This window comes from Affinundibacterium fentianense (assembly GCF_018139545.1).
Taxonomy (GTDB): domain Bacteria; phylum Pseudomonadota; class Gammaproteobacteria; order Burkholderiales; family Burkholderiaceae_D; genus Undibacterium; species Undibacterium fentianense.
In genome coordinates, this window is record NZ_JAGSPJ010000001.1 from 175,913 (window position 1) to 189,290 (window position 13,378).

A 13,378-nucleotide genomic window follows, 5' to 3' on the forward strand; every position below is an offset into this window, starting at 1 on the left:
ATAACGGATAATATAGAGTTATCCTGTGTGATAGGTAAAAATTAAGGTAAATTACTGATTTCATGTGTAATCATCAAAATCATGAGCAAAATTGATCAATACATTCAAGCGGCTACCCGCGACAATACCCGTCAAAGCTATCAGGCCGCCGTACGTCATTTTGAAGTTGAATGGGGAGGCTTTTTGCCTGCGACCGCAGACAATGTCGCCAATTATCTGGCTGCTTATGCTAATACGCTCTCACTCAACACATTGCGCCAACGCGTGGCAGCCCTGGCGCAATGGCATATTTCGCAGGGTTTCCCTGATCCCACAAAATTACCCGTAGTACGTAAAGTTTTTCGCGGCATTCAAGCACTTCACCCCGCCAAAGAAAAGCAGGCGAAGCCCCTACAACTAGATCAACTTGAACAGGTGGTACGGTGGTTAGAATCGACCATTGAAAAAGCTCGCAGTGAAGGTAATCGTCGGACTGAGCTACGATATGTTCGAGACAGAGCACTTTTACTGCTTGGATTTTGGCGAGGCTTTCGAGGCGATGAACTTACACGATTGCTGGTCGAGGATGTTTCGGTGTTGCCTGGTGAAGGAATGACTTGCTATCTATCACAAACGAAAAGTGATCGGCGATATCAAGGAACCAGCTTTAAGACGCCAGCGTTATCAAAGCTCTGTCCTGTTGAAGCATTTGTCGAATGGATTCACGTATCGCAGTTGAACTCTGGGCCGGTGTTTCGCTCGATAGATCGATGGGGTCATATTGCAGAAGCTGGCCTACATGAGGATAGCCTGATTCCGATTTTTCGCTCTCTCTTAACGAATGCCGGTGTCGCATCTGCTGATTTGTACAGTGGGCATTCGTTAAGGCGAGGCTTCGCAAATTGGGCGACGGCGAACGGATGGGATCTAAAGACGCTAATGGCCTATGTAGGCTGGAAAAATGTGCAGTCGGCAATGCGTTATGTTGATGCAAGTGATCCATTCTCTCAAAAACTTATTGAATCACGCTTAGCTATTAAAAATGAAAGATGACATACATTGCTTTTCTACTGCATGTCTTTTGCCATGAATTATCCTGCCAAGACAATGCCGCTATCGCAAAGACTCCCGCATACGCACAGCTGCAATGAGGCCAGACAAAAACGTTAAAGCGGCAACAAACCAAATTGCGCTCGCTACACCAAAGGTATCTGCCATCACGCCAGACAGCAAGGCTCCAAATGCGTATCCCATATCACGCCATAAACGATACACGCCGACCGTCGATGCGCGCCATGCGGGATTCACCACATCACCGATAGCCGCCAACAAGGTTGGATACACCATGGCTGTTCCAACCCCCAATAAAGCAGCGGCACTCACAAACCACGCAAATGTGTCGAAGAGAACAATGAAAGCGATAGCGAGGGCTTGTATCCACATTCCTGCGACAATCAACCATTTGCGTCCAATGCGATCTGATAAAGCGCCAGTGAATAACTGACATATACCCCAAACGCCGGGATAGATTGCGGCCAAGGTGCCTATTTGGGTAAAGCTCATGCCAGCACTGGCGAACACCAAGGGGAATAGCCCCCATGCCATGCCATCGTTAAGGTTATTGACCATGCCTGCCTGACTGATCGCTGACAGATTGGGATTGCTCCAAGTAGTTTGCCAGAAGATTTCCTTTTGAGATGGCAATGCTTGTGTTGGCTTGTGGTTCAAGCTTGCCTCATGCGTTGCATGCCCCTTGGTTTCCTTAATCACCAGTAGTGACAACAATAAACCCGCGACAACAAACACGACACCCAGGTAAAACGGCTGTGGACGCAAGCCGTAATGCGTGGCAATCCAGCCGGTGGCCAATGCTGCAAGTCCTACCGCAAAGTAACCGGCAAATTCATTAATACCCATAGCGGTACCGCGATTTTGTGCACCGGCTAAATCAATTTTCATGATCACAGTGGTTGACCATGTTAGCCCCTGACTGATGCCTAAGAACAGATTTGCCAACAATATCCAATTCCATGAAGGTGTCCACATCAACAAGAATGGGACGGGTATCGCGATAAGCCAACCTGAAATGAGGATCACTTTACGACCGTACACATCTGAGAATCGTCCCGCAAAATAATTGGTCAATGCTTTTGAAATACCGAAGACAACGATAAACGCCAAGATCGCGGTACGCGCTGCCAAATGAAACTCTTGCTCAGCAATAGCAGGCAAAATACTGCGCTCCATGCCAACCATCGCACCGACAAAGGCATTCACCAGCACCAGTAGGCTGAACTGTCCAAGATTGGCACGCAATCCTAGTTGGGGCGGGTTAGATAATGAAGGCACTGATGCACTCATGGATTGCTCTTTCTCATTCATGCGTTGACGCTACTGTGTCTGGCGTCAAGCCTAAGTTGCTGGCGACCATGCGTTCCATATCGAGCGGTCTCGGCGGAATACTGGCGGTCACTGCCTGTACGAAATCGTGTTGATTCATTGCCAGCAATGGATTCCAGCGCTTCTCAAATCCAATAGTTGACGATGGCTTGCCAGAGATATCCGCGCCACAACTACTGCCGGCCTGATGCCCGGGAAATATCTCCAAATCGTCCTGACGATTAAGTAATTGGGCGTGCAAGCTATCCCATAAGCGTGCTGCCATTTCTTGTTCGCGACCTGCCAAATCTGGGCGCCCAACGGAGCCAACAAATAAAGTGTCTCCCGTAATCACGAACCATGGGGATTCACTGCGTCGATAGTCGGAGACCAGCAAACAAATACTGTCTTCTGTATGCCCGGGCGTATGCAGTACCTGAATGCGCGTATTGCCAGCCATGATGATTTGTTGATCACTCAAGCGCATAAATGAAAAATGTACTTTTCCGAGATTGCTTTCATGTAAGGCATACTCTGCATTGCACAGTGCTGCCAGTTGACGACCACCCGATAAATGGTCTGCGTGAATATGCGTATCAAAAACCGTCGTAATGGCGACGTTCAGACATTTTGCTTGTTCGAGATACCATGCTTCATCGCCTGCCAGTACATCCACCGCGACCGCTTTACCTTGACCACCGCACCCCAAAAAATAGGAAATCGATGCATCTTCATTGACTCTTTGTTTAAAAAACATAATCTGCTTTCAAAAAATATTCAAAACACTAATGCCTTGTCCGACCATTCCGTCCAGTCTGCCAATTCTTCTAAGCTGCCGCGATGCACGCCTTGCGTCAGATCTTCTGCGGTAATGCCACGTGCATCTAAGCAAGAACCGCAGGCGCCCACTTGGCTATCGTTCGCATGCGCGACAACATGGAGCATCGCTTCAAGATTGCCGTGATTCGCTGCAAACTTCTGGCCACGCTTAGCGGTGCCCACACTGTCACCCATGAGGTAGAGTCGTATAACATTGTCAGAACGCTTGCTTAATGCTCCCGCTAAACGTAGGCCGTTATAGGTCGCTTCACTGCCATAAGGTGCGCCATTGAGAATAAATAAGATGTTCATGCTTAGCCTCTTCAATAATTAACTAACATTCCAAAGATCATTGGAATGTAATATACTTGATCCATTCCAACATGGTCAAGATGAATTTTTATCGCTCGCCTGCATGAGCCAATCAGGAATCTTCCCTAGCATCGACTGCAACCGATAAAATGCTAAAACTTTCGTGAAGTAAAACAAATGACATCAAACCGCACTATCAAAGACTCTCTCTATGAGCAAGTCGCCCGCATCGGCAAAGCTGTCGCCAGCCCTAAACGACTGGAGTTGTTGGAGTTGCTATGCCAGGCGCCGAAGACGGTCGAAACCTTAGCCCAAGAAGCCAGTATCAGCGTCAAGCTGGTCAGTGCGCATTTAAAGGAATTGAAAGCGAGTCGTCTTGTGGACAATGTGCGTCAAGGAAAATACATGATTTATCGTATCGCCAATGACGATGTTGCGCGTTTTTGGGTCACCATCCGGCTATTAGCGGAAGACCGACTTTTTGAATTGCAAGAAGCAGTACAGCAACTCAGTGCAAATACGCATGAGTGGGTAGAGAGTGACCGCCAAGAACTGTTACGCAAGGCGAAGTCCGGTGACATTGTCGTGATTGACGTCCGACCTGGAGTTGAATACCTCGCTGGTCACTTGCCATTTGCACGTTCAATTCCGTTGGCGGAACTAAACGAACGTCTCACTGAACTTCCTAAAGATCGTCCCGTCGTCGCCTATTGTCGTGGACCGTTTTGTTTTATGTCATCGGACGCAGTAACGCTATTGCGTGCGCAAGGCATACAAGCAGCGCAATTACGCGACGGTGTGGCGGAATGGAATAGCTTGATGGTAGCTGCCGACTAAGTCTGAGTAACATCTTAATCTCAAGTCAAAAACTTTCATAGAAAAGTAACCCATGTCATTCTTGAATGACGTGATCGACATGGGTTAAACGATTCAACGCTAAGCTTCGATTTCCTTTTTAAAATAAGATGGCACTAGTTTGTATAGCAGTGGTAACACCAGTAAGGTTAGTAAAGTCGATGAAATAATCCCACCAATAACGACGGTCGCCAATGGTCGTTGAACTTCTGCCCCCGTACCTGTAGCGATCGCCATAGGAATAAATCCCAATGAAGCGACTAATGCGGTCATCAATACGGGTCGTAATCGCGTGACTGCACCTTCACTGATCGCGGCATCTACATCCATGCCTTTATCGATCAGTGAACGGATATAAGCGATCATCACTAACCCGTTTAATACCGCAACACCGGACAATGCAATAAAGCCGATACCCGCTGAAATCGATAAAGGAATATCTCGCAACCATAAGGCCACAATCCCACCTGTTAATGCAAACGGCACGCCAGTAAAGACTAATAGGCCGTCTCGCATATTGCCAAACATCGCAAAGAGCAGCATAAAGACCAGTACCAACGCGGCTGGTACAACCACTTTCAGACGATTACTCGCTGACTGTAATTGTTCAAAGGTGCCTCCCCAGGTCATCCAATAGCCAGTTGGCATACTCACTTCTTTGCGCATGTTTTCTTGGGCTTCATTCACGAAAGAGCCAATATCACGCCCTCGGACATTTGCGGTGACAACCACCCGGCGTTTTCCTTCTTCTCGACTAATTTGATTCGGACTCGCCCCCATGTTGACAGCCGCTACATCGCTGAGCCGTACATAACCCGCTTTATCTGGGCTATTACCGTCTTTGGGTAGGCGAATTGGCAGGCGTTTAATCGTATCGACATCATTGCGCAAGTGATCTGGCAAACGAACCACAATATCAAAACGACGGTCGCCCTGAAACATGGTGCCCACCGCTTGACCACCGATGGCGTGACTAATGACACCTTGAACGTCATTGACGTTAACGCCTAAACGGGCAATTTTATCGCGATCAATTTGAATGTTGAGCATCGGTAATCCCGTGGTTTGCTCTACCTTTACATCGACCGCGCCGTCAATTTTAGAGAGTACCTGAGAGATTTTTTCAGCCGATTTATTCATGGTGTCCATGTCGTCACCAAATACCTTCACCGCCACGTCGCTACGCACACCTGAAATCAATTCATTAAAGCGCATTTGAATTGGTTGGGTGAATTCATAATTGTTTCCCGGCACCTTGGTAACAGCTTCTTGTATTGCCTCGATCAACGCCTCTTTACTTCGTTTTGGCTTGGGCCATTCATTTTCAGGTTTGAGCATAATAAACGTGTCTGCCAAACTCGGCGGCATCGGATCGGTCGCAATTTCCGCGGTACCGATTTTTGAAAATACCCGTTCAACCTCAGGGAATTTTTGAATGACGCGTTCAAGATCCTGTTGCATTTGCACTGCCTGATTGAGACCCGTACCCGGAATACGCATCGCATGCATGGTAATGTCACCTTCGTTTAAACTAGGAACAAATTCACTTCCCATGCGAGTCAACAACAAACCACTCAAAATGATGGTGGTGCCTGCAATACTTAACACCAAGGCTTTACTATGTAGTGTCCAGTCCAATAGAGATTGGTAGCGTTTTTGAATACGGCTAATCGCGCCATTTTCTTTTTCGACGATGTTATTGCCGATAAATAGTGCGACGGAGGCCGGAATAAATGTCACTGAGAGAACCATCGCTGCAATCAATGCGGCAACCACCGTAAAAGCCATGGGATGGAACATTTTGCCCTCGACACCTGTCAACGCAAAAATCGGTAAGTACACCACCATGATGATTAACTGACCGAATAACAAGGGTCTACGTGATTCTTTTGCTGCTTCGAATACCTCATTAAAGCGCTCATGCCGCGTTAATAGTCTGCCATGATGCTGTTGCGCATGCGCTAAACGCCGCACGCAATTTTCTACAATGACGACTGCACCGTCGATGATAATGCCAAAATCCAATGCTCCCAAACTCATCAGGTTCGCACTAACTTTGTTGCCGACCATGCCAGTGAACGTGAATAGCATCGCTAAGGGAATCACCATTGCCGTAATGATGGCAGCGCGGATATTACCTAAGAATAGAAATAGAATCGCGATAACCAGTACAGCACCTTCGAGCAGATTTTTCTTCACCGTATTAATCGCTTTATCCACTAATATCGTCCGGTCGTACACGGTATTAACAATGACGCCTTTCGGTAAAGAGCGATTGATCTCTTCAATTTTTTTACTGACAGCGAGCGACACTTTACGGCTATTTTCACCCATTAACATAAATACGGTACCCAGCACGACTTCACGACCATTTTCAGTAGCGGCTCCTGTGCGCAACTCCTTGCCAATTTCAACGTCTGCCACATCTTCGATACGAATCGGTGTCTCGTGGATGGATTTCACGATGATTTGTTTAATGTCCGCAATAGAACTAAGCTGTCCTGGTGCGCGCACCAAGTATTGTTCACCTCGACGTTCAATGTAACCAGCGCCTATATTGGCATTATTCTTTTCGATTGCTTCAGCGACTTCTTGCCAAGTAACATCGTAGGCAACCAGCTTTTCTGGTCTAGTAGCGACCAAAAACTCTTTGTCATAGCCACCGATGGTATTGATCTCGGTTACACCAGCGACATTACGCAATTGCGGTTTAACGATCCAATCCTGAATCTCACGAAGCTCGGTGGAGGAATAAGGCTCACCCGAGGCATTTAAAGCACCAGGTTTAGCTTCGACCGTCCACATCACAATTTCACCCAAACCCGTAGAAATAGGCCCCATAGCAGGCTCAACACCCGCTGGCAATTTTGATTTGGCTTCTTGTAGACGTTCATTGACCAACTGACGCGCGAAATAAATGTCGGTACCGTCCTTAAAGACCACTGTCACTTGCGACAAACCGTAACGGGAGAGCGAACGCGTTTGCTGTAGAGACGGCAAACCTGCCATGACCGTTTCTATCGGAAAGGTCACTCGCTGCTCTGACTCTAAGGGCGAGTACCCTGGTAATACAGTATTAATTTGTACCTGAACGTTAGTTATGTCGGGTACCGCATCGATCGGTAACCGTTGGTAGTTGACGATACCCAGCGCGGCAAAACACAAGGTAACTGCCAACACCATCCATCGATGGTCGATGGAAAAGCGAATAAGTTTCTCAAACATGATTTTTACTTTCTGAAATGAATGAAATGATCCATAAGAAGATCTGATTAGGTGTTAATCGTCATGACTCGCTGACGATTTACCCAATTCCGCTTTCATCAGAAAACTATTTTTTGAAACGTAGGTTTCACCCGCGTGCAGGCCTTTCACTACTTCAGTAAACTTGCCATTAGTCCGACCCAATTCCACAGGCCGTACTTCGAACTGATCGCCGACTTTGATAAACACACTAGAGACTTCATTGACACTTTGAATAGCTTCGCTGGCGACAACCACCGGCGTGTTCACCGCTGCAGATTGCACAACCAGATTGACTGGCAGACCGGGATACCAAAGTCCTTTTGCATTAGACACCACCAGACGCGCCATCGCACTTAAGGTCTGATCACCGACCACTGAGCCTACATAACTTACTTTTCCACTGGTACTCGCTTCAAATGCCGTTGCATTGATCATTGCTTTTTGCCCGACTTTAATTTGTCCCAGTTCTTTCGCTGGAATAACCGCTTCAACCCAGACTGTATCGAGATTGGTCACTGTAAAAATCGTAGCATCCTCTTTCAGCACTTGTCCCATCGCGATATTTTTTTCCGTGATGGTGCCGTTAATGGGTGAACGAATTTCTAAACGAGTGAGTGATCCGCCAGTCGTGCCGATAGAAGAATTAGCGCCTAAAGCCGCTAATTTTTGCTCTGCACTTTGACGTGTGATATCGGCTTCTTGTAAGGCGTTTTGTGCCGCTAAATAATCCTGTTCGGCAGAAATTTTTTCTTCCCACAATTTCTTTTCTCGCTCAAAACTCTTTTTCGCTAACGCAAACCGTTTTTGTGCCGCCAGCACTTCACTGCGTTGGTCTGCTAACAGCTGACTGGAAATCACCGCTAACACTTGCCCTTGCTTAACCTTGTCACCGGCATTCACCAAAACACGTTCGACTAATCCTGTCAGGCGTGGCACGACATGTACCGTGTTGTCGGCGTTCAAACGAATCTCGCCTAACAGTGACATTGTGCTTTGCAATAGCATCGGTCCAGCAACCTGGGTTTCAATCCCGTTATGTTTGCGTTGCTGCTCACTCATTTGCACTCGGCCTTCGATCTGCTCGTAGTGAAATTCATAGGTCTTTTGATCAAATATGGCCTTAATTTTGACATCAAAGGAATGAGGTTCTTCCAGTTCATCCGTACTGGTCAAATAATCCTGTTCTGGTTTTAATCGATACGTCTGGGCTTCCTGACCCAAGCGCTGCACCAAGACAGTGACGTCGCTGGCACCAGGTGCTATAGCTTTGCCATTTTGGTAGGGGTAAAGCCGAAAGACCGGTACAGAATCCACTTCAAAAATGGTGACTTCTAACGCATAAGTGCCTTGCGTAAATAGGCGGCCGCCATGTGGCCCTTTCTGATCAGGAGCCGCTTCTTCACCTGTTTTTTCTGCATGCTCTCCCTTATGGGTGGCCTCATCATGTTCCTCTGTTTTGGTACCAGATTTATTGGAAAATAAGATAGCGATCGCTAAGACCAAACCAACTACGAGAACGATGGCCACTGCAATCGCTTGGTTCCGGTATTTGAGCGGTGATGATTGCGTAAGTTGAGATAAAAATTTCATGGTTATTCCTAAAATGAGTCAGTCGCTGGATAGAATTCAAACGCTTGATCATTGAGCAGTCTTTGAATATCCGCTGCGGCAAGATGGGCGTCGCCACAACTACGTAAATATTGTGCTTTCGCAGCCAAGAGAGAGCGCTGCGCATCGAGTACATCTAGGAAATTGAATTTGCCGAATTCAAAGCCCTTTAATGCAAGCTCAAAAGCATTTTGGGCATTGGGTAGTACATCTGTTTTACTCAGTTGTGCCTCGTCGATGGCGAAGCGTAGTCGCTGATGGGCTTGCATCAATTCATTGCGAACGCGTATCTGTGTTGATTGCAGTTCATCCTTGGCCTTATCAAGACGACTAATAGTTTCCTGCACATTGCCTTGATTGCGATCGAATAAACTCAGAGGGATAGCGATTCCGACCATTGGTTGTTGTCGCCCGGTCAGTTGCTCCCGCTTCGCGCCAAGGCTTACCGTCACATCCGGAATCTGCTTACTGCGTTCCACATCGGCCATCGCGGCGCGTTTTTCCACCTCGATTTTTGCTTTGATGATTTGTGGTGATTGCGTCAGTTGCTTTTCTAAATCCAAGCTATCGGGTAACAAAGGTAAGGTATCGAAATGTCCCAGAAATTCAGTAGATTGATTTGCGTTGTTGCCGATAACAGATTGCAATCGCTGGCGTGCAATCATTAATTCAGTCTCTGATTTAGCCAGCTCAAGCTGTGCGCTGGACTGCGCCACGCGTGCTTTACTTTCTTCTAACGGCGCGACTTTACCCACCGTGACTTGTTTTTTAGCCGCATTGTAAGCGCGCTGAGTCAGCTCCAGTGACGTGAGCGCCAATCGTTGACGCTCTTGTGCGATCAGCACCTCATTAAAGCGCGTTGTGACGGTGGCACGAATCTCGTTCAACATCATGGTGAAGTCGATTTTAGCGATATTCAAACCACTTTCTGCCACCGAGAGTCGGGCACGTCGTTTCCCGCCAAGCTCAATTGCCTGATTGAGTTGCCACGTAGTACTTCGATTTTCACTGCGAGCATCTTCCATCATCGCAACCAATTCTGGATTACGTAATAGGCCTGCTTGACGCAGGCTTGCCTCGGTCGCTGTTATCTCTCGCTTCGCAGCAGCAATATCCGGATGATATTGCTGGGCTAAACGTATCGCTTCTTGCAAACTTAAACGACTACCAACAGTTGTATTGATTACCTTATCTGTTGATAGTCTTGCTGCGAGCATTGGCGTACTCGCTTGATCTTTTGTATGCGTATTGGTCTGTAATGTCTGTGCCACAAGGTATGTGGGTAAAGACGCCAATAGTAACGCCGCGAGCCACGATAGCGTGGGCGGCAAAAGCAATTTCTGCATGGAATTCCCCTGAAATTATTCCCGAAATTATTCTAAAAACGAAGCAATAGGAAAAATCCGGTCGTGAACTGTCAGCCTTTGAGTATCAGAAAAAAAGGAACTAATAAAGAGTGACAATCAATGGACGCCGGATTAGACGACGTACATCCACTTGGGACGTTCAGGCTCTGCCAAAAATGGCATGGGAGGTTGAGGAGAATTAAAGCGATCCGTATCTTGGAGTGCAGACAAATCCAAGGGATTTATCTGCAATTCGGCTGCCATGGAAGAACCGTGATGACATGTTGCGCAATCGGGATGCGACACAGATTTTTTACTACTGGTTTTATCCTTTTGATCCTCATGACCCGATGTTTGATGTTGATGAGGATGATGCCCAAAATGTTGGGTGGACTGATCAGTTTCATGTTGACAAAATGCACTTGCCGCCGTCCAACTAAGTTGGAAGCTAAAGGCAATCACTAACATGACGATCCACTTTTTACACATAGCGCGAATTATATACCTGATCGGTTTCTCTAATGGATTACAAATTCGTTATCTAGATGAATGATTTCACGGTAGACTTGGATGCAGCAGAAAATTTGAGCAAACGCAAACCATTAAAAATGACCAACAGGCTTGCTCCCATATCGGCAAAGACTGCCATCCAAAGGCTGGCCGAGCCAAACACGGCGAGTACCAAGAAAATCATTTTAATCCCCAGCGCTAAACTAATGTTTTGCTTCAGAATGCGGGAGGTACGTTGACTCAATTGAATAAACTGAGGAATCTTACGCAGATCATCATCCATTAACGCGACATCGGCTGTTTCCAATGCGGTATCTGTTCCGGCAGCGCCCATTGCAAATCCAATATGCGCTTTGGCCAACGCTGGCGCATCATTAATCCCGTCGCCAACCATTCCCACGCGACCATATTGCGCTATCTCTTGATGGATGGCCGCCAACTTACCTTCGGGCAATAAATCACCGCGCGCATCATCAATGCCAACATGTCGGGCAATTGCCTTCGCTGTGAGCGTATTGTCACCCGTCAGCATGATGGTACGTACTCCCATGGCATGCAGTTCGGTAATGGCTTGACGACTGGTTTCACGAACCGTGTCAGCCACCGCAACCATGAGTAGTGGCGTTGTTTCATTACAGAGAATTACCACCGTTTTTCCATCACTTTCGAAGGTGCGTAACGTGGCTTCGAGGCTAGTGTTGCAGATACCTAATTCTTCAACCAATCGGTGATTACCTAAATAAAACCATTGATCGCCCATACGTGCTTTCACACCACGCCCCATCAAGGCTTCAAACTGAACTACTTCAGTGAGAGGTAAAGTGGGAAATTGCGTTTGCCAGTAGCGGCTGATAGCACCCGATACAGGATGATCTGAACGTATCGCCAAGCTTGCTGCCAGCTGCAAGTGCATATTGGCATCACCTTGAAGCAAAGAGATGTCGGTGACGCTTGGCTTACCCAAGGTAATAGTGCCAGTTTTGTCCAGTGCAAGGACTTTTAAATTACGTCCATCTTCCAGATAGACACCACCTTTGATCAAAATGCCTGCTTTAGCTGCTGCCGCTAAACCGCTGACGACAGTCACCGGTGTTGACACCACTAGCGCACAAGGACACGCAATCACTAATAACACCAAGGCTTTGTAGACCCAGACTGACCATGGTAATGCGAAAAAGACAGGTGGCACTATCATGACCGCTAATGCCAATAAGAAGACCACAGGCGTATAAACTTTAGCGAATTGATCGACGAAACGCTGGGTGGGCGCACGACTTGCTTGCGCTTCTTCAATGCGAACAATAATACGTGCTAATGCCGAATCAGCCTTTAGGGACGTAACGCGGTAAAGAAAGGAACCACTTTGATTGATCGTTCCAGCGAAAAGCTGATCGCCGATATTTTTTGCAACCGGAATACTTTCTCCTGTAATCGGAGCCTGATCAATCGCGGATGCTCCCTCAGTCAAGATACCATCCAGCGGAACCCGTTCTCCCGGCGCAACCCGTAGAATTGCACCAATTTGAATTTGGTCAGTTCCTACAGTGAGCCAAGAACCATCAACTTGCCTTACCGTCGCTTGTTCAGGTGCCATCGCCATCAATCCCCGAATCGCGTTGCGCGCACGGTCTAAAGACAAAGCTTCGATCATTTCTGACAGGCTGAACAACACCATGACCATTGCCGCCTCTGGCCATTGTCCTATGATGACAGCGCCTGTTACAGCAATTGCCATCAGGGCGTTAATGTTTAAGTTGAAATTGGTGAGCGCGATCCATCCTTTTTTATAGGTGCCAATACCGCTTACCATGATGGCAAACAAGGATAAAACAATCACTTCCCAACTTGATTCATTGCCACTTATCCAGGCGATCACCTCCGCAGCTACGGCACTGGCGATTCCCAAGCCCGCTAGCCACCACGATCTATTTGAAATTGTAGGTGCATTGACATTTTGCTGGGATTGTTCGGTTGCATTAATCAGCTCGACTTGCATCCCGATATCTTGTAAAGCACTTTGAATCGACTTGTCGTCAACAAGATGATGCTTGACTGTGAGTTTGCGCTCTAACAAATTAAAATTAAGTTGCGCAATGTCTTTGATGGATGCCAGTTTTTGGCGTATCAAGGTTTCTTCCGTTGGACAGTCCATATTCTCGATGCGATACACCACAGTTGTGGTGCCAGCACTCGAAATAGTATCTGCTCCCGCAGAGATCACAGTTGTGGCGTTAGCGCAACCGCAGTCGGGCTTGTCGGTCGCGCAGGCAGATTGAGATTCGGTTGTAGATGACATAAATGCTCCCAAAAGCGTATAGTGCTAT

The 13,378-nt window shown here is 47.3% G+C and carries 10 protein-coding genes; 2 read left to right on the top strand and 8 right to left on the bottom strand.

Features of this window, described 5'->3' with window-relative positions:
• Positions 1-81: 81 nt before the first annotated feature.
• The gene (locus KDM90_RS00760) at positions 82-1,032 is read left to right on the top strand and encodes a site-specific integrase (protein ID WP_212673709.1); all 951 of its coding nucleotides are present in this window, start codon (positions 82-84) and stop codon (positions 1,030-1,032) included.
• Positions 1,033-1,092: 60 nt separating this feature from the next.
• On the opposite strand, the gene KDM90_RS00765 is transcribed toward KDM90_RS00760, so the two are convergent.
• The 3 genes from KDM90_RS00765 to KDM90_RS00775 are packed head-to-tail and all read right to left on the bottom strand — an operon-like array spanning position 1,093 to position 3,489.
• A complete protein-coding gene (locus tag KDM90_RS00765; protein ID WP_212673710.1) occupies positions 1,093-2,340 on the bottom strand; it encodes an MFS transporter in 1,248 nt (415 codons plus the stop codon).
• 13 nt (positions 2,341-2,353) lie between these two features.
• Positions 2,354-3,115, bottom strand: coding sequence for an MBL fold metallo-hydrolase (locus KDM90_RS00770; protein ID WP_212673711.1), 762 nt, complete (start codon positions 3,113-3,115; stop codon positions 2,354-2,356).
• Positions 3,116-3,135: 20 nt separating this feature from the next.
• Positions 3,136-3,489 carry a DsrE/DsrF/TusD sulfur relay family protein gene (locus KDM90_RS00775; protein ID WP_212673712.1) on the bottom strand — a complete coding sequence of 118 codons (354 nt, stop codon included), beginning with the start codon at positions 3,487-3,489 and terminating at the stop codon, positions 3,136-3,138.
• A gap of 177 nt (positions 3,490-3,666) precedes the next feature.
• On the opposite strand from KDM90_RS00775, the gene KDM90_RS00780 reads away from it, so the two are divergent.
• Positions 3,667-4,326, top strand: coding sequence for an ArsR/SmtB family transcription factor (locus tag KDM90_RS00780; protein WP_212673713.1), 660 nt, complete (start codon positions 3,667-3,669; stop codon positions 4,324-4,326).
• Between the two features lie 99 nt (positions 4,327-4,425).
• Here the strand turns inward: KDM90_RS00780 and KDM90_RS00785 are convergent, their stop codons facing one another.
• The 5 genes from KDM90_RS00785 to KDM90_RS00805 all read right to left on the bottom strand — a co-directional run bounded on the left by KDM90_RS00785 (position 4,426) and on the right by KDM90_RS00805 (position 13,350).
• Positions 4,426-7,569 carry an efflux RND transporter permease subunit gene (locus tag KDM90_RS00785; RefSeq protein ID WP_212673714.1) on the bottom strand — a complete coding sequence of 1,048 codons (3,144 nt, stop codon included), beginning with the start codon at positions 7,567-7,569 and terminating at the stop codon, positions 4,426-4,428.
• A 54-nt stretch (positions 7,570-7,623) separates the two neighbouring features.
• Entirely contained in the window at positions 7,624-9,180 is a 1,557-nt protein-coding gene (locus KDM90_RS00790; RefSeq protein ID WP_212673715.1) for an efflux RND transporter periplasmic adaptor subunit, read from the bottom strand.
• A gap of 8 nt (positions 9,181-9,188) precedes the next feature.
• Positions 9,189-10,544 (bottom strand): TolC family protein, encoded by a 1,356-nt coding sequence (locus tag KDM90_RS00795; RefSeq protein WP_212673716.1) that lies wholly within the window; start codon positions 10,542-10,544, stop codon positions 9,189-9,191.
• 132 nt (positions 10,545-10,676) lie between these two features.
• Positions 10,677-11,012 carry a hypothetical protein gene (locus KDM90_RS00800; protein ID WP_212673717.1) on the bottom strand — a complete coding sequence of 112 codons (336 nt, stop codon included), beginning with the start codon at positions 11,010-11,012 and terminating at the stop codon, positions 10,677-10,679.
• 73 nt (positions 11,013-11,085) lie between these two features.
• Entirely contained in the window at positions 11,086-13,350 is a 2,265-nt protein-coding gene (locus tag KDM90_RS00805) for a heavy metal translocating P-type ATPase (RefSeq protein ID WP_212673718.1), read from the bottom strand.
• Positions 13,351-13,378: the final 28 nt, after the last annotated feature.